General features: G+C 48.1%; 22 protein-coding genes and 1 tRNA gene. 11 read left to right on the top strand and 12 right to left on the bottom strand.

The window, feature by feature from the left end:
• Positions 1 to 22: 22 nt before the first annotated feature.
• The 3 genes from AC5FX6_RS19615 to AC5FX6_RS19605 form a co-directional block, all read right to left on the bottom strand.
• On the bottom strand, positions 23 to 505 hold the full coding sequence (locus tag AC5FX6_RS19615; protein WP_493598655.1) for a hypothetical protein: 483 nt from the start codon (positions 503 to 505) through the stop codon (positions 23 to 25).
• Positions 506 to 522: 17 nt separating this feature from the next.
• Positions 523 to 1,341 carry a (Fe-S)-binding protein gene (locus AC5FX6_RS19610; RefSeq protein WP_299984094.1) on the bottom strand — a complete coding sequence of 273 codons (819 nt, stop codon included), beginning with the start codon at positions 1,339 to 1,341 and terminating at the stop codon, positions 523 to 525.
• A gap of 162 nt (positions 1,342 to 1,503) precedes the next feature.
• Positions 1,504 to 2,877: a 4Fe-4S dicluster domain-containing protein gene (locus AC5FX6_RS19605; protein ID WP_493598654.1), complete on the bottom strand. Its 1,374-nt coding sequence runs from the start codon at positions 2,875 to 2,877 to the stop codon at positions 1,504 to 1,506.
• 168 nt (positions 2,878 to 3,045) lie between these two features.
• Here AC5FX6_RS19605 and AC5FX6_RS19600 point away from each other — a divergent pair.
• Together AC5FX6_RS19600 and AC5FX6_RS19595 are read left to right on the top strand one after the other, a co-directional pair.
• A tRNA-Phe gene (locus tag AC5FX6_RS19600) sits at positions 3,046 to 3,121 on the top strand.
• Between the two features lie 280 nt (positions 3,122 to 3,401).
• Positions 3,402 to 3,908 (top strand): TlpA family protein disulfide reductase, encoded by a 507-nt coding sequence (locus tag AC5FX6_RS19595; protein ID WP_493598653.1) that lies wholly within the window; start codon positions 3,402 to 3,404, stop codon positions 3,906 to 3,908.
• Here AC5FX6_RS19595 and AC5FX6_RS19590 read toward each other — a convergent pair.
• Positions 3,905 to 5,002 carry a tetratricopeptide repeat protein gene (locus AC5FX6_RS19590; protein ID WP_493598652.1) on the bottom strand — a complete coding sequence of 366 codons (1,098 nt, stop codon included), beginning with the start codon at positions 5,000 to 5,002 and terminating at the stop codon, positions 3,905 to 3,907. The two genes, AC5FX6_RS19595 and AC5FX6_RS19590, sit on opposite strands and share 4 nt — an antisense overlap.
• Positions 5,003 to 5,154: 152 nt before the next feature.
• Between AC5FX6_RS19590 and AC5FX6_RS19585 the strand changes: the two genes are divergently transcribed.
• Genes AC5FX6_RS19585 through AC5FX6_RS19575 form a run of 3 tightly spaced genes read left to right on the top strand, consistent with a single transcriptional unit; the run spans position 5,155 to position 6,900 of the window.
• Positions 5,155 to 5,529 (top strand): phage holin family protein, encoded by a 375-nt coding sequence (locus tag AC5FX6_RS19585; protein ID WP_493598651.1) that lies wholly within the window; start codon positions 5,155 to 5,157, stop codon positions 5,527 to 5,529.
• On the top strand, positions 5,526 to 6,161 hold the full coding sequence (locus AC5FX6_RS19580; protein WP_493598650.1) for a hypothetical protein: 636 nt from the start codon (positions 5,526 to 5,528) through the stop codon (positions 6,159 to 6,161). The genes AC5FX6_RS19585 and AC5FX6_RS19580 overlap by 4 nt, the downstream gene beginning before the upstream one ends.
• Positions 6,139 to 6,900: a phosphoglycerol geranylgeranyltransferase gene (locus AC5FX6_RS19575; protein ID WP_493598649.1), complete on the top strand. Its 762-nt coding sequence runs from the start codon at positions 6,139 to 6,141 to the stop codon at positions 6,898 to 6,900. Before AC5FX6_RS19580 ends, AC5FX6_RS19575 begins: the two co-directional genes overlap by 23 nt.
• Here the strand turns inward: AC5FX6_RS19575 and AC5FX6_RS19570 are convergent.
• The 7 genes from AC5FX6_RS19570 to panC all read right to left on the bottom strand — a co-directional run bounded on the left by AC5FX6_RS19570 (position 6,883) and on the right by panC (position 12,814).
• The gene (locus tag AC5FX6_RS19570; RefSeq protein WP_076421288.1) at positions 6,883 to 7,806 is read right to left on the bottom strand and encodes an AraC family transcriptional regulator; all 924 of its coding nucleotides are present in this window, start codon (positions 7,804 to 7,806) and stop codon (positions 6,883 to 6,885) included. The two genes, AC5FX6_RS19575 and AC5FX6_RS19570, sit on opposite strands and share 18 nt — an antisense overlap.
• Positions 7,807 to 7,964: 158 nt before the next feature.
• Positions 7,965 to 9,104 (bottom strand): acyl-CoA dehydrogenase, encoded by a 1,140-nt coding sequence (locus AC5FX6_RS19565; RefSeq protein ID WP_493598648.1) that lies wholly within the window; start codon positions 9,102 to 9,104, stop codon positions 7,965 to 7,967.
• A gap of 192 nt (positions 9,105 to 9,296) precedes the next feature.
• Positions 9,297 to 9,974, bottom strand: coding sequence for a zinc metallopeptidase (locus AC5FX6_RS19560; protein ID WP_493598647.1), 678 nt, complete (start codon positions 9,972 to 9,974; stop codon positions 9,297 to 9,299).
• A 15-nt stretch (positions 9,975 to 9,989) separates the two neighbouring features.
• Positions 9,990 to 10,478: a D-glycero-beta-D-manno-heptose 1-phosphate adenylyltransferase gene (gene rfaE2, locus AC5FX6_RS19555; protein ID WP_493598646.1), complete on the bottom strand. Its 489-nt coding sequence runs from the start codon at positions 10,476 to 10,478 to the stop codon at positions 9,990 to 9,992.
• Positions 10,462 to 11,505 (bottom strand): lysylphosphatidylglycerol synthase transmembrane domain-containing protein, encoded by a 1,044-nt coding sequence (locus tag AC5FX6_RS19550; protein ID WP_493598645.1) that lies wholly within the window; start codon positions 11,503 to 11,505, stop codon positions 10,462 to 10,464. The genes rfaE2 and AC5FX6_RS19550 overlap by 17 nt, the downstream gene beginning before the upstream one ends.
• Before the next feature lie 9 nt (positions 11,506 to 11,514).
• Positions 11,515 to 11,862, bottom strand: coding sequence for an aspartate 1-decarboxylase (gene panD / locus AC5FX6_RS19545; RefSeq protein WP_116545020.1), 348 nt, complete (start codon positions 11,860 to 11,862; stop codon positions 11,515 to 11,517).
• Positions 11,863 to 11,959: 97 nt separating this feature from the next.
• Positions 11,960 to 12,814: a pantoate--beta-alanine ligase gene (panC, locus tag AC5FX6_RS19540; protein ID WP_493598644.1), complete on the bottom strand. Its 855-nt coding sequence runs from the start codon at positions 12,812 to 12,814 to the stop codon at positions 11,960 to 11,962.
• Between the two features lie 137 nt (positions 12,815 to 12,951).
• Here panC and AC5FX6_RS19535 point away from each other — a divergent pair, with 137 nt between their 5' ends.
• The 3 genes from AC5FX6_RS19535 to glmS all read left to right on the top strand — a co-directional run bounded on the left by AC5FX6_RS19535 (position 12,952) and on the right by glmS (position 17,060).
• Positions 12,952 to 13,767 carry a glycogen/starch synthase gene (locus tag AC5FX6_RS19535; protein ID WP_493598643.1) on the top strand — a complete coding sequence of 272 codons (816 nt, stop codon included), beginning with the start codon at positions 12,952 to 12,954 and terminating at the stop codon, positions 13,765 to 13,767.
• Positions 13,751 to 15,130: a DUF4270 domain-containing protein gene (locus tag AC5FX6_RS19530; protein ID WP_493598642.1), complete on the top strand. Its 1,380-nt coding sequence runs from the start codon at positions 13,751 to 13,753 to the stop codon at positions 15,128 to 15,130. Before AC5FX6_RS19535 ends, AC5FX6_RS19530 begins: the two co-directional genes overlap by 17 nt.
• A 94-nt stretch (positions 15,131 to 15,224) precedes the next feature.
• Positions 15,225 to 17,060, top strand: coding sequence for a glutamine--fructose-6-phosphate transaminase (isomerizing) (gene glmS, locus AC5FX6_RS19525; RefSeq protein WP_493598641.1), 1,836 nt, complete (start codon positions 15,225 to 15,227; stop codon positions 17,058 to 17,060).
• A 91-nt stretch (positions 17,061 to 17,151) separates the two neighbouring features.
• Here the strand turns inward: glmS and AC5FX6_RS19520 are convergent, their stop codons facing one another.
• Entirely contained in the window at positions 17,152 to 17,835 is a 684-nt protein-coding gene (locus AC5FX6_RS19520) for a 3-hydroxyacyl-CoA dehydrogenase family protein (protein WP_493598640.1), read from the bottom strand.
• 49 nt (positions 17,836 to 17,884) lie between these two features.
• On the opposite strand from AC5FX6_RS19520, the gene AC5FX6_RS19515 reads away from it, so the two are divergent.
• The 3 genes from AC5FX6_RS19515 (at position 17,885) to AC5FX6_RS19505 (ending at position 19,491) form a co-directional block, all read left to right on the top strand.
• Positions 17,885 to 18,265: a RidA family protein gene (locus AC5FX6_RS19515; RefSeq protein WP_493598639.1), complete on the top strand. Its 381-nt coding sequence runs from the start codon at positions 17,885 to 17,887 to the stop codon at positions 18,263 to 18,265.
• Between the two features lie 168 nt (positions 18,266 to 18,433).
• Positions 18,434 to 18,787 carry a hypothetical protein gene (locus AC5FX6_RS19510; protein ID WP_493598638.1) on the top strand — a complete coding sequence of 118 codons (354 nt, stop codon included), beginning with the start codon at positions 18,434 to 18,436 and terminating at the stop codon, positions 18,785 to 18,787.
• Between the two features lie 107 nt (positions 18,788 to 18,894).
• Positions 18,895 to 19,491, top strand: coding sequence for a hypothetical protein (locus AC5FX6_RS19505; RefSeq protein WP_493598637.1), 597 nt, complete (start codon positions 18,895 to 18,897; stop codon positions 19,489 to 19,491).
• The last annotated feature ends 20 nt before the right edge of the window (positions 19,492 to 19,511 follow it).

Below are 19,511 nucleotides of genomic sequence, written 5' to 3'. Positions count from 1 at the left end.
GGTAGGTTTTGGATTAGCGGATCTAAAAATACCTGGAGAGCCAACTCTGCTGCGCCGGCCGGGGCCAGGCATCTTGCAACTCTCCATAATTATTTACCAATGTATCAAAATATAAGGTCTGTCCGTCAATTTCGCCGGCAGCTACTTTGTTTTTTAACTCGTTCATACCCACCACCTGCATCTCTCCGTCCTTCAGGAAAGCCAGTCGGGTACGATCGAAAAACGAAATATCAAAGCGCTGCTCTAGTTCCCGCACAAAGGCCACGGACTTATCAATAGAGCAGCCACTGGCTGAGGCTACGGTTTCATTATTGGCCAATACCAAAAAGCGGTCGTGCAATAGGCTGGCCGATGCCTGTAGCCCCTTGCCATGACTGCTCCAGTCAGTAGCAAAACGCTCCAGCATTGGTTTTATTTCTTCCTGCTCTGCCTCCGTCAAAGCCCTGTCAGCCTGGTAAATCCAGAGCCGGGCATGCGGTGGCAATTGGTCAAAAGGAATATACATTTTTAATTTTTGGATGGTTACTTACTCAACCCCTCTGCCTGTGCGATCAGCTCGGCAATGTCAAAAACTTTTACGCTTTCTTCCTGCTCCTTGTTCTTCACGCCGTCGCTCATCATCACCATGCAGAATGGGCAGGCTGTTGCAATCACACCACTGCCGGTACCCAGTGTGGCCAATGCTTCTTCCGTACGTTCGATGTTGATGTCTTTGTTGCCTGGCTCTGGCTCTTTGAACATCTGGGCACCACCGGCACCGCAGCAAAGTCCGTTGGCACGGCTGCGCTTCATTTCTACCAGGTCGGCGTCCAGAGCGGCCAGTACGTCGCGCGGTGCTTCATAAATGTCGTTGGCACGACCCAGGTAGCAAGAGTCATGGAACGTGATGCGCTGCCCTTTGAAAGCCTCACCGCCTTGCACCTTCACTTTGCCTTCGTTGATAAGCTGTTGCAGGAAAGTAGAGTGATGAATCACTTCGTAGTTACCTCCCAGGTCTGGGTATTCGTTCTTCAGCGTGTTGAAGCAGTGCGGACAAGCCGTCACGATCTTCTTGATATTATAGGCGTTCAGTACCTCGATGTTGGTAATGGCCTGCATCTGGAACAGGAATTCGTTGCCAGCTCGCTTGGCAGGTTCGCCTGTGCAGCTTTCTTCAGTACCTAATACGGCATACTTTACACCCACATGCTCTAATATCTGTACAAAGGAACGTGTTACGCGTTTGTAACGATCGTCAAACGAACCGGCACAACCAACCCAGAACAGCACTTCCGGCTCTTCTCCATTCGCTGCCATTTCCGCCATGGTTGGCACTTTCACTAGTCTTTTATTCTCTTCCATCTGGTAGGGTATGAATCGTTGATCGTTAAGTGATGATTGCTGTTTCTACGCTCCTATAGGTTTTGCTATACCTTGTCAAAGGCCCTAAGCTTTCCCGAAATTAGGCGTCACAATCAATCATAACAGTCAACATATAAGCAATTAACAATAAGCAGTGAGCAATTAATTTTTAGAAGGCACATACAGGTCCTCCGCCCAGTTGAAGCGGTCGGACGGTGAGAAGGCCCACGGGGCGCCGTTGTTTTCGATGTTGGTGAACATGGCGTTTACCGAGGCTGGGGCTGCCGATTCTTCGAGCACCAGGTAGCGACGCAGGTCCATGATCGTGGACAGCTGGTCAATGTTCACCGGGCAGGATTCCACACAGGCATTGCAGGTAGTACAAGCCCACAGTTCCTCTGGGGTGATGTAGCCACGCAGCAATGTTTTCTCGTCAGTAGTTTCAACACGCTCCACACCCAACTCTTTGTAATGATTCGGCGCAAAGATGGCCGGGTGCTCCCCTTTCTCTTCCATGCGATCGCGTGTATCCATCACGATCTTACGCGGAGAAAGCAGTTTACCGGTTAGGTTGGCCGGGCACACCGAGGTACAACGACCACACTCTGTACAGGTATAGGAGTCCATCAGCTGTTTCCAGGTCAGGTCTTCCACGTCCTTGGCACCAAAGCGCTGCACGATTGGGTTACCTTCAGCATCCATTTCCGGAGCTGGTGGCTGGTAGCTTGGATCCAGCATGGCCTTGATCTCATGCGTGATAGCCGGATTGGTTGTAAACTTACCCTTTGGCAACAGCTTGGAGTAATACACGTTCGGGAAGGCCATGATGATATGGAAGTGCTTCGAGCTCGGCAGGTAGTTCATGAAGGCCAGGATACCGATAATGTGGAACCACCAACCGACACGCTCAATGATGTGCAGGCTAGTCGGGTCATCGCCAAAGATGTTGACGAACATTTGGCTGATCGGATAGCTGCCCGCTACTTCACCGCCCTCCAGTTGCACGAGTTTCAGACCGGCAATGTTGAAGGTAAAGAGCGCAAACATCAATACGATCTCTGTCACCAGGATAAAGTTGGCGTCTAGCTTCGGCCAGGCGCGCATCTCTACGCCACTTGCCAGGCGCGGCACCTTAGTTACGTTTCGTCTCCAAAGGAAAATCACACAGGCTACGATTACAAGCGCGGCCAATACCTCGTTGATAAACATCAGGGCGCTGTAAAGCGGTCCCAGGAAAGCCAGGACACGGTGCGTGGCAAAAACCCCATCGATCAGGATTTCGATCACCTCGATGTTGATCACCAGGAAGCCCACATACACAAAAAGGTGTAGCACAGCCGGGAGCATGCGCTTAAACATCTTCTGCTGCCCAAAAGCCACCAGCAAGGTCTTGTTGATACGCTCCGACGGATTGTCGCTCAGATCAATGTCACGCCCCATCAGGATGTTCTTACGAATCTTGCGGATCTGCCACACAAATAGACCAATGCCCAGGCCTGCTACTATTAGAAAGATAATGTTCTCGAGTTGAATCACGGTGAATTATTCGTTATACATACCAATTCGTAGATAAAGATAGCAGAATAGTGAGAATAAACGTATACAAGGCCACTTTTTTAAAATATTTTTGCCGGAAAGTTTGCGTCTTCAATTTTGGTTACTACTTTTGCATACCCTTTCGGAAGAGGGGGGCACAATGGAGCTGGTGATGTAGCTCAGTTGGTAGAGCAATGGACTGAAAATCCATGTGTCGTTGGTTCGATTCCAATCATCACCACCAGCTTAAACCCTTACCCTAACCGGTAAGGGTTTTTTGTTTTTATGCCCTTCTCGTTTCTACTGCCCTACTATACTTCATAATAAGCCCCTGGTTGCCTAAAATGTTTTCAGCCTGCAATTATCCTTGCATTTTAGTACCTTAGCTGTTGCAACACTTATTGCCGCCATGAAAAAAATCTTCTGGAGCGCTATTTTCGCAGGTATGGCCGCCGGCATCGGCACGGTGCTCATCCTGGCTCTTATCTATATGTTTTTCATCCAGAACATACAGTTTTAAACGCATGACCCGACGACGAACCTTCTGGGCCGCTTATATAGTGGGCTTTGCCGTGACAGGCATTATTGCCGTGTTCGCCTTTTATATGCTCAACCAAACAGTGCCCCAGCGTGTAAACTGGCAGGCACTGCAGCTTACCAGTCTGCAAGGTGAGTCGGCATCTCTTGACAAGTACAAAGGAAGAGTAGTGGTGCTGAACGTATGGGCCACCTGGTGCAAGCCCTGTATTGAAGAGATGCCCTCGATGGACCGCCTGCAGCAGCTATACCCAGACAAAATAGCTGTGGTCACGGTATCCGATGAGGAGCTTGAAAAACTGCTGAAATTCCGAAGCCGCCAGCCCTATACCTTTACTTACCTCAAAGCCAACACGCCGCTGGCCAGTCAACAGCTGACAGTATACCCAACCACATACATCCTGAACCCAAGTGGTGAGGTGAAGGAAATCTACTTGGGAGGACAGTCCTGGGATAGTGAAAAGATGCAGAAAAAGTTGCTAAAGTACTACTAGCGACAATTAGCCCGTAGCTCCAGTAGAGCAGCGGAGTAACCCAGGCGATAGGCTTCGTTGAAGTGCGTGCAGGCAGAATCGGGCTGCGCCTGCTCCAGCTCGGTGCGGCCAAGCAGGTAAAACACACGACCATTGGCATTATCAGCCTGCAGCACCTTGCGATAATCTGCCTCCGAGGCGGCAAAATCTCCTGTTTTATAGTACCCAAAGCCGCGGAAAGTCAAGGCATTTGCCCATGACTCGCCTTTGGAATTATGCCGCAGAAAGTTGGTGAAATCGGCTATGGCTGGCTCAAATTTCTGCAGGTAAAATAAGCGCACCTCTCCCCGCTCTAATTGTGCCGTGTGTAAGGTACTGTCAAGCGTCAGCGCGATACCAAAATCCCTTTCAGCCTCATCGTACTTTTCCAGCTTGGCGAAGCTCTTGCCCCGCATCATAAACACCTCCGCAGAGGGTCTGTCCTGCAGTGCAATCACCTGGTTCAGGTCTTCCACAGCCGATCGGTAGTTTTCATATACGTTCATCGAAATGCTCGCCCTTGTCAGGTAAGCATCGGCATGCTTCGGCCGGAAGTAAATGGCATCGGTCAGCAGACTGTGGGCACTGCTATACTTACCATGCTCAATGTAACTAAGGGCGGTCTTATACCTGTCCTCTCCTGTGATATAGTCCATGGTAGACTTCAGGAGCACGCTGAACACAAACATGAAAGCGAAAAAGCCAAGTGTGATATACAGGTCCTTGCGCACGAAACGACGCCCTTCACGGCGGGGAATATTCTGATAGTGCCGCTCCGATACCGACGCCGGTGGCCGTGTCTGGCGGTAGCGGGCATTATGCTGCGGCTGGTGCTGCCGGATGGCCTGCCGCTGTTCACGCAGGTACTGCAGGCGCATGTCATAGCGCGCCCGTTTACCGGGATCTGACAAGGTTTGGTAGGCTGAATTAACCACCTTGAATAATTCCTCGGCACGTGCATCGCCCGGGTTGCGGTCAGGGTGATACTTCAAAGCCAGCCGCTTATAGGCTAGCTTGATCTCCTGCGCCGAAGCCGTGGGGCTCACGCCCAATATGCTATATAGGTTATGATCCAAAGAGGCTAATGTAACAAAAAAGTGATACTTAAGTTAAGTAAACACGGACAAGATACAGCAAATTCCGTACTACAACTTGAACTGATGGTATCTTCCGTAAATATTTTAATGTACTACCGTATACAGTAAAAGCACTAAAAAAGCTGGGCAATATGAACGACAACGGCACAAGAGAAAAAAGCACGAACCTCATCGATAACCTGATGGGGTATATCGATACCCGCATAGATATTATACGCCTCGAAATACAAGAGAAGCTAAAAGCCTCTTTCGTAAGTTTACTACATGTGGTACTGCTTGGTTTCTTTGGCCTGATGAGCGTACTTTTTGTGAGCATTTTTCTGGGTCTCTTACTCAATCACCTGCTTGACAGCTCTTTCTGGGGCTTCGGTATCATTGCGCTTTTTTATGTGGCAGTATTGGTGGTTCTGCTGGTAGGCCTTGACAAGAAAGCTTTCCAGGGCGTGGCTGACAAAACATTTGACAACACTATTTATAAGACTGACAAACGAGAGAAACAAATATGAGCGAGACTAACAACCCCCTGTTCGACAGCGAGCGCGAACTTCTGGAACGTCAAAAAGAAGAGTACAAGAACGCGCTCATGGGTGATGTGGATCAGATAAAGACGCAGAGCCAGCAGATCGGTAAAAAAGTCGCCATTGCTGGTGGTGTGCTGGTAGCCGGACTCCTGCTCAAAAGCATGTTCGGCGGCGGTAAAAAAAAAATTAAAAAGCTGAAGAACAAAAAGGCTCTAAAGAGTTCAAAGTCCCATGATAAGGATACGGACGCACTTGGCTTTAACAGGTATGCGTACGACCAGGAAGACAGCTACACCGCAAGTAATACAGACGTGGCAGGTTATAACTCCTTTGTACATGAACAAGAGGACGACTATACCTTGTCATCAGAGCGCATGCCACACCAATCGCAGCAGCAAACCGGCGTGTCCAAAAGCTTCGTCAATTCGGACCTAATGCAGGTGATCAGCCAACAGGTTATGGCCCTGCTCCTTGTATACCTTACTAAAAAGGTAGAGGAATACTTAAGCACTGTTTCTAAAAATAACGATATTGCAGCAGCACCCATTGAGGTGACTGAAGTAGAAACCATTGCTTATACCATTCCAGAAGAGGATGCCATTCAACAACCTTTGTAACAGACAGCATGAAACAGGCAGAAAGCACTTCGCCCTCCTGATCGACCCCGATAACCTGGACGAAGCTTCCTGCCTGAACCTGCTCTCTCTGAGCGAAACTCATCAGGTAGATTTTTTCTTTGTAGGCGGCAGCCTCATCACCACTGACAACCAGGCCGCCATCATCAAACTCATCAAAGAGAACAGCACTATACCTGTCATTATCTTCCCAAGCAACAGCCTGCACATCGACAAACAGGCCGACGGCATTTTACTTCTTTCCCTTATTTCGGGCCGCAACCCTGATTTTCTGATCGGCCAGCATGTGGTTTCGGCCCCTATCCTGAAAGCCAGCGAACTGCAGGTATACCCTACCGGCTACATGCTCGTAGACACAGGCCGCCAGACCACCGCTTCTTACATGAGCGGCACGACTCCTATACCTTATGATAAACCGGCTATTGCCGCTTGCACCGCCATGGCTGGTGAGTTGCTGGGTTTGCGTTATATTTACCTGGACGGAGGCAGCGGTGCCCTACAGCCTATCAGTGCAGATATGATTAAGGCTGTGCGCCAGTCGGTGGATGTACCTATTATTGTAGGGGGAGGCATCAACACGGCTGCAAAGGCAAAAGCAGCGTTGGAGGCTGGTGCTGATGTGATCGTGGTAGGTAACCACATAGAAAAAAACCCCGGCTTTTTGGCCGAGGTCTCTCATACTGTAGCTTCTTATAATCTAGCCTTAGATGTTCATCGCTGATTCGCGACGACGCATCTTACCGGCAGGTATACCAAACATCATCTTGAAGCGACGGCAGAAGTAAGCTGTATCTTTGTAGCCCACATCCTTACCGATTTCGCGGATGCTCTTCTTCGTTGTGCGAAGCAGGAACACAGCACGCTCCATGCGCTGGTACTCAATATAGTCCTGAGGGTTGATGCCTGTCAGCATTTTGAAGTACTGGCCTACATAATCTTCAGACACGTTGGCAACGTTAGATAGCACTTTGTTAGAAAGGTCGCCACCTAAGTTCTCCTTGATGTAGTTGAACAGGTCGATGAGGCGAGGGTCTTTGAAGTATGTGCTGTTGGTTGCCAGTTGCTCCACAAACATTTTGTTGCGCAGGATGTGACGCACGATCTCTACCACGATGTTCTCAGTGTAGATGCTGATCAAGCGCTCCTTGCCTGGCAAGTCTTGCATGCTTTCTTCCACTACCTTGATCACCAGGTTAGCCAGCTTATTGTTTCCTGAGATCAGGAACGCAGGCAGGTCAAGTGATGCAAAGAAGTTAACTGAATCGAACACCTTGGCTTCGAAGCTCACATAGCTGTGGCTCTCTTCCGCGTCGCCGATCAGGTCGAGGTCGTTGTTGCTCTTAAAGAACTTTTCTCTGTTGGTGATCAGATCATCGTTTGTAATGGATCTGCCATCGCCGGAACCATAGGTTACCTTTGTGCTACGTCCACCCGGTATGAAGAGCAGTTCGCCCTCTTCTACCATCTGTTCCTCCTCACCAAAGAAAATTGTACCTTTATGAAGCAGAATCAGGTTGTTGCCTACGTCGTAGTAGTTGCGTACCGAGAACGGCTGCTGCAACACCAGATTTTTCGCTTTAATGAACCGCACCCCAAGCGACTCAATAATCTTATTGTAATCTTCCATGTGTGTTACCAACTAACTTTTATACTATAAACCCTTATATTTTGTCCTAAAGCTAGGCTAATCTTTATAAAATTCAAAATATTTTAAATATTTAATTTTAATTCAATAAACCCTATCCTTAGCCTAAATAACACAATAACAAAGGTTTAAGTGCCAAATTACTTTAACAATTCTCTTGAAATTACTATTTTCTGAATCTCAGAAGTGCCTTCGTAGATTTGTGTGATTTTGGCATCGCGCATTAAACGCTCCACATGGTACTCTTTTACGAAACCGTAGCCACCGTGTACCTGCACCGCTTCTACTGTTGTGTCCATGGCAACTTTGGATGCAAAAAGCTTCGCCATTGCACCGGACATACCATAATCCTGGTGTGTGTCTTTGTGATAAGCGGCCTTCAGGCACAGCATGCGGGCAGCCTCAATGTTGGTGGCCATGTCAGCCAGTTTGAATTGGATTGCCTGGTGTTTAGCAATCTCCACACCGAATGCCTTACGCTCTTTTGAGTACTTCACAGCCAGCTCATAAGCACCTGAAGCAATACCCAAAGCCTGCGAAGCAATACCGATACGGCCACCAGCCAGGGTTGACATCGCGAACTTGAAGCCGAAGCCATCTTCTCCGATACGGTTTTCTTTAGGCACTTTCACATCCGTGAACATCAGCGAGTGCGTGTCAGAGCCACGGATACCCAGCTTGTTTTCTTTCAGACCCACCTGGAAACCTTCCATGTCCTTCTCAACGATAAACGCGTTGATACCACGGTGCTTCTTCTCAGGATCAGTTTGCGCTATTACCAAGTATACGGAGGCCGTGCTACCATTTGTGATCCAGTTTTTGGTGCCATTCAGCAGGTAGTAGTCGCCTTTGTCTTCGGCAGTGGTGCGCTGTGAAGTAGCGTCAGAACCAGCCTCTGGCTCCGAAAGACAGAAGGCACCAATGATCTCGCCTGTAGCCAGGCGGGTCAGGTATTTCTGCTTTTGCTCTTCTGTGCCGTATTTCTCAAGACCCCAGCATACCAGTGAGTTGTTCACCGACATCACTACAGAAGCGGAAGCATCCACCTTAGAGATTTCCTCCATGGCCAGCACGTAAGAAATGGTATCCATACCACCACCGTTGTACTTCGGATCTACCATCATACCCATAAAGCCAAGCTCTCCCATCTTCTTGATTTGCTCAGCCGGAAACTTCTGGTGCTCATCGCGCTCAATTACACCAGGTAGTAATTCTGTTTGTGCAAACTCACGGGCAGCAGCTTGCACTGCTAAATGTTCTTCAGTTAATTGAAAATTCATGCTTTTATATATAAAAGGACTGTAATTAATGGATTATAGTACAAAACTATGAAATTTGGTAATATTTAAATAACCTGCCTAACTAATATTTGTTAGGTTGTTGCACAAACCAGTGCAACAAAACAGAAACGCCATCCACTCTGAACGAACGGATGGCGCTTTGTTTATTTTATTAGTCGCATCAGGAACAGCTTAGTCTCGACGGCCCATTAATAAGGACACATAGTAAAGCAGTGTAGCCAACGATCCAAGTGCTGCGACCACGTATGTCATGGCTGCCCATTTCAGTGCGTCTTTCGACATGGCCAGTTCTTGCTGTGTTACTATATTGTTGGAGCTAATCCACGCAAGCGCTCGCTTACTGGCGTCAAACTCCACAGGCAGTGTTACAAAGCTGAAGATGGTAGTCAGACCGAACAGTGCCACCCCAATAGCCAGAGGCACCGGAGTAGTCTGCAGCATAAAGATACCGATCAGGATAATCCACTGCATGTAGCGTGAAGCAATACTCAACGCGGGTACCATGGCCGAGCGGAACTTAAGGAAGCTGTACGCTTTGGCATGCTGTACGGCGTGACCGCATTCGTGCGCTGCCACGGCAGCTGCAGCCGCGCTGCGTGCCTCGTACACGTACTCACTCAAGTTCACAGTTTTGTCAGCCGGGTTGTAGTGGTCCGTCAGGCGGCCAGCTACCGATATTACTTTCACATCGTGGATGCCATTGTCAGCCAGCATCATTTCGGCAATCTCACGGCCGGTGTAGCCAGATTGCAACGGAATTTCAGAGTACTTCTTAAACTTGCTCTTCAGTCTCCAGCTTACCCACATGCTGAGACCCATGAAGAGAATAACAATCACATATATTCCCATTTCTCTATTTAGCTTTTAAGGGTTTGGTCGGTTTTCTATTTTCTTAACAACGTTGGTGGTGGAGTAGCCCTTCACGAGTGGCACGGTTTTCACCTCGCCCCCACGTGCTGTAACGACATCCTGCCCCACTATATTTTCGATGGTGTAATCGTCGCCTTTTACCAGTATATCAGGCTGCACGGCCTTGATCAGTTCCAGCGGCGTATCTTCATCGAACAATACTACAGCATCCACAAACAAAAGGGATGCCATGACGCGCGCACGTGACATTTCGTCCTGAAGCGGGCGGCTCGGACCTTTTATACGGCTTATTGACGCGTCTGTGTTAAGTCCAAGCACCAATTTATCGCCAAGTTGGCGTGCTTTTTCGAGGTAGTCGACGTGGCCAAGGTGCAAAATATCAAAGCAGCCATTGGTAAAAACGATTTTCTGCCCTTGGCTGTGCCATGCCTGCACAAGCTCTTGCAGATCAGGGAGGGATAGGATTTTATCTTTCGAATTCATGTAGTGATGGGTTTGCCGGCGTGTGCTCCTCAGTTAGAGCAGACTTCTGCAACATCCCTGCTATAAAACTAAGGACTCCCATGGCAACTACCAAAAGCGTTTGCGAAGTATGCGCCACCAAGGCGTAAGCCATACCTGCCTCCTTGGGTACACCATACAGCAGCAGCACAGTTTGCACGAGGAGGTGGTATACCCCTACCCCGCCCTGCACTGGTGCTGCCATCCCCAGCGATCCGATCACCAGCACCGAGAGTCCGGCAACGAGTGTAAGACCGGAAGTAGCAGGTATGGCATAGAATACCACCACGCTCATCCCATAGTACATAGCCCACACAAACAGGGTGTGCCCCCAGAAAGCAGCCTGATTCTCAATTTTGGTGATGCTGAACACTCCCTGCAACATGCCACGCACAAAGGTGACTGCTTTTTTAAAGAAAGTATTTTGTCGTAGTTTGTTCAGGTATAGCAGGCCCAGCACCAAAAACACGATGCTTACTGCCATCACCAGCACAACCAGCAGGTATAGCGACCCGAAGCTCTGCTCCAGGCTGGCGTACTTATCTGTGAAAAGACCGAAAAGAAAATCACGGAGGCGGTTGACCTCCAGCAGAAAGGTGAGCCCCAGAAAAAGGAGCAGCATGACCATGTCGATGATGCGCTCGGCGATCACTGTGCCGAAAGCCTTGTTGACAGGTATGCCATCGCTGCGGCGCAGCATGCTGCAGCGCACCACCTCACCCATGCGGGGCAGCACGAGGTTGGCCACATAGCCCACCATCATGGCATTGTAGGTATTCTTAAAAGAAGGGGTATAGCCCGTTGGCTTTATTTGCATGTACCAACGGTATGCCCGGCTCAGGTATGCTGCCAGACCCATTACCAAAGAAAGTACCAGCCAGCTGTAATTGATGCTTTGAAGTTCTGCCCATAGCTTTTCGAAGTCAAGCTCTTTGAGGGCATACCACATCAGAAATGCGGAAAGCCCCAGAAGCAGGCTGTACTTCAGAAAAGAGAGCAGTTTTCTCATGCAGTGGCGTTACACCAATCGGTTGTGCTGATCAGGGAATACGAGCGTTGGTTGGTGGCTCTTAGCGTCCTCGAACTTGATAGAGCAGTAAGAGATCACGATCACGATATCGCCCACCTGCACTTTGCGGGCAGCTGGTCCGTTCAGACACACTGTACCGGTACCGCGCTCACCCTTAATCACATAAGTTTCAAAACGCTCGCCGTTGTTAATGTTGACGATCTGTACTTTCTCATTCTCCACCACGTTGGCGGCATCCATCAGGTCTTCATCAATCGTGATGCTTCCCACATAGTGCAACTCAGCCTGTGTAACCCGGCAACGGTGAATTTTGGATTTTAAAACCTCAATATACATGGTTTATTTTTGTAATAGGCCGCAAAGTTATGCAATTAGCTGCAGATAAACTACCAGCGACTCAGCATCTTCTTGAGCCTTTACAGACCCAAACAAATCAAGCCTCCTTTAGATTCACAAGCATGTTGTCGATCAGGCGCACCTCCCCCACAAAAGCAGCTATGCAGAGGGCTACTTCTTCCTGCCCGCTCACATCCTGCAACGGCTGCAGGGTGAGCGGATCAACGATCTCGAAGTACTCCAGTTCAAGCTCGTCCACCTGGGTTAAAATGTGGGCTATCTCGCTTTTAATGGCAACCACAGACTTTTGCTGCAGATCACGCTTAGCCAGCTGAAGGGCTTTGTAAAGCTGCGGAGCCAGCTGTCGCTGCGTCGCATTAAGGCGCTTGTTGCGCGAAGACATGGCCAGCCCGTCGGCTTCTCGCACGGTAGGATGGCACACCAGCTCCAGATCAAAGCTCAGTGTCTGCACCAACTGTCGCACGATGGCTACTTGCTGCAGGTCTTTCTGTCCGAAATAGGCTTTATGGGGCTGCACGATATGGAACAGTTTGCTTACAATAGTAGCGACTCCGTTGAAGTGCCCAGGGCGGTGTGCCCCTTCCATCACGGCTTCAAGCTTCCCGAAACTAAACTGTAACACAGACTGTTGTGGGTATATCTCCTCTGCACTCGGGGCAAACAGGTAGTCGCAGCCAACGGTCTGCAGCAGGCTGATGTCCTGATCGAGTGTGCGGGGATATAGCTTATAATCAGAGGCGTTATTGAATTGAGTCGGATTCACAAACACACTACAGATCGTCACGTCATTCTCGCGGGCCGAGGCGCGCAACAGTTGCAGGTGCCCTTCGTGCAGGGCGCCCATAGTAGGCACAAAACCAATGCGCTTACCGCCGCAACGCAGCGCCGCCACAATGGCCCTGAGGGCTGACACCTGCTCTATAACTTCCATATTAATAGGTATAAATGATGCAATTGCTAAAAGCCGGTAAAAGTAGGTTATAGAACATTAAATTGAAAATTAGAATAAAAAATACTAATTTTGCACGTCCCATTACTGTTGCTTATTAAATTTTTAATTACATATCCATGTCGAAATTGCGAATCCTGTACGCCGCCACCGAAATCCTTCCTTTCCTCCAAACCACTAAAGTAGCAGAATTTCTAAACACGCTACCGCAGAGCATGCAGGAAAGAGGCATGGAGATCCGCATCTTTGTTCCGAAGTTTGGCATAATAAACGAGCGCAAAAACCGTTTGCATGAAGTAGTTCGCCTGTCGGGCATCAACATCGCTGTGGGTGATGACGAGAAGCCGCTTGTTATCAAGGTTGCTTCCATCCCGAATGCCAAGTTACAGGTATATTTTATCGATAACGAAGACTATTTCCAGCGCAAGTCCGTTTTTGTGGATAAGAACAACAATTTCCACCAGGATAACGACGAGCGTGCCATCTTCTTCTGCAAGGGTGTCCTTGAAACAGTGAAGAAGCTGGGCTGGCAGCCGGATATCGTACATTGCAACGATTGGATGACAGGTCTGATCCCGATGTACCTGAAAACTACTTACAAGAAAGACCCGATCTTTAAGGATTCGAAGTCTATCTTTACGGTTTACAACCACGAGTACAAGCATAAGTTCAACGGCGACCTGCTCGAGAAAGTAAAAATGCTTGATATTGATGACAGCATGCTGGCCTCTTTGCAGGAAGCCGATCTGGACAGCTTTATCAAGGTAGGCATGGAGTATGCTGACTCTGTGATCAAGACAAACGAGAACTTTGGCGAGAACATCAACGCCCTGTTCAACGAGTTTGTGGAGACAAACAAGAACATCAACACCATCAGTGCCGACGACAACCTGTGTGATTCATACTTCAACCTATATAATGAACTCAGCCGTTAGGAGATTATTCTTTTTCTTCTTTTCATTTGCCGCTCTTACAGCCTGCGAAGACCCAAAAGATATTGGACTTGAACTACAGGACGAAAACCTGATAGGAACAGAGTTCATTGACACTGTTACCATCCGGACCGGAACTGTATTTCAGGGAGACTCCATTCTCACGTTCCGTACACAACCACCCCTGGTGGGCCAATACGTGGATCCCGTATTAGGGAAGGTGCGTGCCAGCACCATTGCGGAGGTGTCGCTTAACGGAACCAGCCTGAACTTTGGCGCTGGTGCTACAGCAGATTCGCTGGTACTCTCACTGGATTACTCGTTTAAGTATGCGGATACGCTGAAAGCGATGCAGGTTAACGTGCACCGTGTTACAGGTACTTTTGATGAGAGAACGTCGTACTTTACGAACACTTCTTTTCCTTATAACTCTGAACCTGTTGGAACGAAGGCTTTCCTGCCGCGCATAGACTCTGAAACAACAGCAGGAGCAACGACCAAAAAGACAAGGTATCTTCGAATAAAGCTGAGCAACGAACTCGCTAATGAGTTTATGGCCCAGTCAGGCCAGACTGCCTTTACAAATCAGGCCAGCTTCCTTAACTTCTTCAAAGGCATTGCATTAACAGTGCCTGAAGGGGAGAATGCAAGTATAGTAGGCCTAACATTGGGCAGCACCAACACGAGCCTGACACTGCATTATAAAACAGCTGATGGCACTGCCAGACAGCACAACTTCCTGTTAGGTTCGGGCAATTACTTTACGCAAATATCATCTGACCGCACGGGTACCGCTGTGGCGGCACTTCAGGAAAACGGTGACTTTATACCTGCCTCTGAAACTGGCGGAGACTCATATGTGCAGGCGGGAACACAATTGCTAAGCAAGGTTACTTTCCCTTACCTGGACAAGTTCAAGGACCTGCCGGGCACTCTGATTATTAACCGGGCAGAGTTGATCATACCAGTTAAAGCAGCCTCTTCGGCAAACAACCTGCCAAGACCGCCGCAGTTGGTCATGTATGAGACGAACAGTAACAACCAGTTTCTGCGAGACATCACCGGTACAGTACGCACCGTACAGCAGGACGGCATCAACCCCCTGGCTGCGAGTTACCCAGCGCTGGTTGCCAGCAGCCGCAAAAATGGTGTTGACTATTATACCCTGAACGTAACGAGCTACCTGCAGGGTGTTATGATGGGTCTTAAGCAAAACAACGGACTGATGCTGGGCGCTGTTTCGGCTGCTTCACAGCAGGACCGCTCTGTTACAATACGTCCTGAAGTGCGTCCTTATCGCGCCATTGTCACAAACAACGAGGCTAATCCAGTAAGGCTACTGATATACTATTCAAAGCTACAGTAGTATCCCGCAAATATTAAGCAGATACTTTATACATTCTCAAGAAAAAGGTACCTTTGCAGGTACCTTTATTTTTTTCATTGTAATTTAATACTATATGTGCGGAATTGTAGCGTACGTAGGGCATAGAGATGCTTGCCCTATTGTCCTTAAAGGCTTGAAACGACTTGAATACAGAGGCTATGACAGCGCAGGAATAGCCCTGATGAATGGAGGCTTAAACGTCTTCAAAAGAAAAGGCAAGGTAAGCGACCTTGAAGAGTTTATTGCAGACAAAGATGTGCATGGCAGCATCGGCATGGGTCACACCCGCTGGGCTACCCACGGCGAACCAAACGACGTGAATGCACACCCGCACTACTCTAGCTCCAAGAACATTGCGATTATTCACAATGGCATTATCGAGAACTACGCTTCCCTGAAGCAGCTCCTGATCCAGAAAGGCCATACTTTCCAGTCTGAAACTGACTCGGAAGTTTTCATTAATCTGATTGAAGACATCAAGCAGAACAGCAACTGTTCGCTTGCTGAAGCGGTGCGCCTGGCCCTGCACGAAGTAGTAGGAGCTTATGCCATCGTGGTGCTTTCCAAAGAGGACCAAAACCAGTTGATCGCTGCCCGTAAAGGTAGCCCGCTGGTAGTAGGTATAGGAGAAGGCGAATACTTCCTTGCTTCTGACGCTACTCCTATCATCGAGTATACGAACGATGTGGTGTATGTTAACGACTTTGAACTGGTGGTGATCAAAAACGGTGAGTTGGAGATCCGCACAAAAGAGGACGTTGTGCAAACACCTTACGTACAGCGCCTTGAAATGGCCCTCGAGTCGATTGAGAAAGGTGGCTACGAGCACTTCATGCTGAAAGAGATCTTTGAGCAACCTCGCTCTATCCTGGACAGCATGCGCGGCCGTATGATCGCGGAAAGCAATCACCTGATGATGGGTGGTATCCGTGAGTTCGAAAACAAATTCGTGAATGCAGACCGCATTCTTATCGTAGCCTGCGGTACGTCCTGGCACGCCGGTCTGGTAGCTGAATACCTGATCGAAGACCTTGCCCGCATACCTGTGGAAGTGGAGTATGCTTCAGAGTTCCGCTACCGTAACCCGATCATCAGTGAGCGTGACATTGTAGTAGCCATCTCACAATCTGGTGAGACAGCTGATACACTGGCGGCACTGGAACTGGCCAAGTCGAAAGGTGCTACCATTTTTGGTATTTGCAACGTGGTAGGGTCTTCTATCGCCCGCGCAACCGATGCCGGTGCTTATACACACGCTGGTCCTGAGATTGGTGTTGCTTCTACAAAGGCCTTTACCGCACAAGTGACCGTGCTTTCGCTAATCGCCATGATCATTGGCAGCAAGCGTGGTACGCTGGAAACGACTAAACTGCACCAGCTGATGGTGGAGTTGGAGAGCATTCCTGCCAAAGTAGAGAAAGCCCTCGAGCTGAACGACCAGATCGTACGCATTGCTGAGCAGTACAAGGATGCTACAAACTTCCTATACCTGGGTCGTGGTTACAACTTCCCTGTAGCTTTGGAAGGCGCACTGAAGCTGAAAGAGATTTCTTACATACACGCAGAAGGTTACCCTGCTGCTGAAATGAAGCACGGCCCGATTGCCCTGATCGACGAGCACATGCCAGTAGTGGTAATTGCTACGAAAGACAGCTCTTATGAGAAGATCGTATCGAACATACAGGAGGTGAAGGCCCGCAAAGGCAAGATCATCGCTGTAGTGACGGAAGGCGATACGACTATCCCGTCTATGGCCGATCACGTGATCGAGATTCCGGATACAAGCGAACACCTGGTGCCATTACTGTCTGTTATTCCGCTACAGTTACTATCTTACCACATCGCGGTAATGCGTGGCTGTAACGTAGACCAGCCTCGTAATCTGGCGAAGTCTGTAACGGTAGAGTAATCGAAATAAGTTTAATTAAAAAGGGGAAGCCAGTTAGCTTCCCCTTTTTTGTGTCTTAGAAATTAAACTACTGTTACTGAGCTTATCAGGCCTATACCTCAAACTTCTCGCCTTTCAGGTACTTGGTCTTAAGCAGTGGGCAGATTTTATAGCGTTCTTCTTTCGTGTCTGCATACATCGCTTCCAGCACCTGGTATACATTGGCTATACCTATCGCATTAGCCCACTCGAATGGTCCGTGCGGGTAGTTCGTGCCGAGTTTCATACCTAAGTCTATGTCTTGGATAGAAGCAGTACCTTCCTGCAAGGTATAGCAGGCTTCATTGATGATCATGCACAGGATGCGCGGTGTTGCCATACCTGCACGGTCGTCTACTACCTGATACTCTGTATGGAGCTGCTCGCATATGCTATGCAGCATTTCAGCGTCGTTTTGCTTGTATAGGCTCACTTCCAATACAGGGCGATTGAATAGTGTTGGCAGGCCGTTGAAGCCGAACAGGGTACAGGTATTTTCTAAACCTGACGCGTGTACCAAAGCAGCCAGTTGTTTGGTTACAGCTTGACAGAACACGACTTGATTAGGGGCATAGTCGCTGAGGCGCTCGGGCTCTTCGTGCAGCAAAAAATCGAATACCACATCATCTGGATTCAGCTGGGCATCGGTCAGGTGTCGGCTATGCAGAAAGGTATAGGTGTTGCCGTTTGCTCCTTCCGGAAATTTCTGTCGGAACTCAGCGGCCATTTCATCGCCAGACAAAACAAGTATGTGCATATTTCTGTACTTTTGATCAGTAAATATACACATTAAAACTAATCAGACGATGAACCATACCATTATCAAGTCGGCCAACGCGCCAGCCGCTATCGGGCCTTATAGCCAAGCCACACTTCACAACGGCATCATGTATGTATCAGGCCAAATCCCACTAGATCCGCAAAGCGGCGATTTGGTAAGCGGCACTATTGAGGAGGAAACGCACCAGGTAATGAAAAACCTGTCCGCCATTCTGCAGGAGGCTGGCATGGGCTTTGACAACGTGCTCAAGTGCACCATCTTCGTGAAGGACCTGAACAATTTTGGCAAGATTAACGAGGTATACGGCAGCTATTTCAGCTCCAACCCACCTGCCCGTGAGACAGTGGAGGTAAGCCGCCTGCCAAAAGATGTGAATGTAGAAATATCTTGTATTGCCGCTTTGTAGAAAACGCTGATTTCATAAGTGCTATACCTTCAGTTCTTTTATGTTAGAGAGCTGAAGGTATAGCACTTATATAGTATATTCGGTAATCCAGTTCCGGTTATCTGTCAAAAACGACAAAAAACCGGATGTTTATACCGTTTATCTAGTAGTTGGGCTGTATTTATAAGTATGAAATTGATTTTAGAAGATGTACCTCTCAAGCTTTTCCTAAAGCTATTTCAACCAGAAGATAAGGTTGAAGTGAATGAATTGGGTGATAGTTGGCATCCAAGCAGCGGATATGTGAATGAATCAATTTTAGGAGAAGTAAAAAAAGTTGACCAAATCATCAACCATGAATATGACTTTAAGGGTTTGGTATACTTTAAAGCATTGATTTCAGGAATAGAAGTGGAGTATCAGGGTGAACAGTATGCACTGAAAGGCTCAAAGCAACAGCTTGATAAAGTTATAAGCAGCATGAAAGCTTTAAACGGCAGGAGCAAATTGCCACAGTTTAACTACAAGTTCATAACCGATTGAAATAAAACATAGCCCAACAAGGTTCATAGTTTATGCTGCGGCTACGCCTTGCCCACACTATGCACGAGCCGTTAGCGTTCAAATAGACACATGAAAGATAGAAATTGATGATAAATAGAGAGCCCCATCAAAGACAAAGCAGATCAAATACTAAAGCCCTAATTACAGGTATTGTAACGGTTTTTATTTTCTGCCTCCTTTTTTGGGAGCATTTTCATGGTGGTGTCGCCAGTCATCATATACTACAACAACAAAACCTACCAGAAATCTCTAACTGGTGGAGCGGATTATTACTTCCTATTCTTACCTGGTTTCTGATAGCGAGGACAGAAAAAAGACATAGCAAACAGTCTTCACAAGGACAACAAACGAACAATTTACGGAACCAAGCTTTAAGACTTTTTATAACAGGTTTAGGTCTGGGAATTTTAATAGCAGTCTCATTTGCGAACGGATACAGCGTCTTTTTAGACAATGTTCCTTTCATCATATTAGTGCTCAGCCTAATTGTTCCCATATATTACTCTGAGTTTATATTAGGCTTTATTCTTGGCATGACCTATACCTTTGGAGCCATATTGCCAGCCATTTTTATACTCATATTGGCAGCTATTGGATTCCTTACCTATAGATTTATCAGACCATTTATTTTGATGCTGACAGGGAAACTGATGAGTAATCTCAATAAAAACCCAAACCGCTAACAAAACCTATACTGCAGCTT

The organism is Pontibacter sp. LHS2, from assembly GCF_058932845.1.
The sequence above is the reverse complement of the archived record's forward strand: the minus strand, read 5'-3'. Positions and strand labels throughout refer to the sequence as shown.

Excerpts from the sequence above, each read along its gene's own strand:
- panD (WP_116545020.1), bottom strand. The coding sequence starts at position 11,862 with ATGTATATTGAGGTTTTAAAATCCAAAATTCACCGTTGCCGGGTTACA.
- panC (WP_493598644.1), bottom strand. The coding sequence starts at position 12,814 with ATGGAAGTTATAGAGCAGGTGTCAGCCCTCAGGGCCATTGTGGCGGCG.
- AC5FX6_RS19610 (WP_299984094.1), bottom strand. The coding sequence starts at position 1,341 with ATGGAAGAGAATAAAAGACTAGTGAAAGTGCCAACCATGGCGGAAATG.
- AC5FX6_RS19530 (WP_493598642.1), top strand. The coding sequence starts at position 13,751 with ATGAACTCAGCCGTTAGGAGATTATTCTTTTTCTTCTTTTCATTTGCC.
- glmS (WP_493598641.1), top strand. The coding sequence starts at position 15,225 with ATGTGCGGAATTGTAGCGTACGTAGGGCATAGAGATGCTTGCCCTATT.
- AC5FX6_RS19510 (WP_493598638.1), top strand. The coding sequence starts at position 18,434 with ATGAAATTGATTTTAGAAGATGTACCTCTCAAGCTTTTCCTAAAGCTA.
- AC5FX6_RS19560 (WP_493598647.1), bottom strand. The coding sequence starts at position 9,974 with ATGGGAATATATGTGATTGTTATTCTCTTCATGGGTCTCAGCATGTGG.
- AC5FX6_RS19565 (WP_493598648.1), bottom strand. The coding sequence starts at position 9,104 with ATGAATTTTCAATTAACTGAAGAACATTTAGCAGTGCAAGCTGCTGCC.
- AC5FX6_RS19550 (WP_493598645.1), bottom strand. The coding sequence starts at position 11,505 with ATGAGAAAACTGCTCTCTTTTCTGAAGTACAGCCTGCTTCTGGGGCTT.
- AC5FX6_RS19615 (WP_493598655.1), bottom strand. The coding sequence starts at position 505 with ATGTATATTCCTTTTGACCAATTGCCACCGCATGCCCGGCTCTGGATT.
- AC5FX6_RS19575 (WP_493598649.1), top strand. The coding sequence starts at position 6,139 with ATGCCATTCAACAACCTTTGTAACAGACAGCATGAAACAGGCAGAAAG.
- AC5FX6_RS19515 (WP_493598639.1), top strand. The coding sequence starts at position 17,885 with ATGAACCATACCATTATCAAGTCGGCCAACGCGCCAGCCGCTATCGGG.
- rfaE2 (WP_493598646.1), bottom strand. The coding sequence starts at position 10,478 with ATGAATTCGAAAGATAAAATCCTATCCCTCCCTGATCTGCAAGAGCTT.
- AC5FX6_RS19585 (WP_493598651.1), top strand. The coding sequence starts at position 5,155 with ATGAACGACAACGGCACAAGAGAAAAAAGCACGAACCTCATCGATAAC.
- AC5FX6_RS19580 (WP_493598650.1), top strand. The coding sequence starts at position 5,526 with ATGAGCGAGACTAACAACCCCCTGTTCGACAGCGAGCGCGAACTTCTG.
- AC5FX6_RS19595 (WP_493598653.1), top strand. The coding sequence starts at position 3,402 with ATGACCCGACGACGAACCTTCTGGGCCGCTTATATAGTGGGCTTTGCC.
- AC5FX6_RS19535 (WP_493598643.1), top strand. The coding sequence starts at position 12,952 with ATGTCGAAATTGCGAATCCTGTACGCCGCCACCGAAATCCTTCCTTTC.
- AC5FX6_RS19505 (WP_493598637.1), top strand. The coding sequence starts at position 18,895 with ATGATAAATAGAGAGCCCCATCAAAGACAAAGCAGATCAAATACTAAA.
- AC5FX6_RS19570 (WP_076421288.1), bottom strand. The coding sequence starts at position 7,806 with ATGGAAGATTACAATAAGATTATTGAGTCGCTTGGGGTGCGGTTCATT.
- AC5FX6_RS19520 (WP_493598640.1), bottom strand. The coding sequence starts at position 17,835 with ATGCACATACTTGTTTTGTCTGGCGATGAAATGGCCGCTGAGTTCCGA.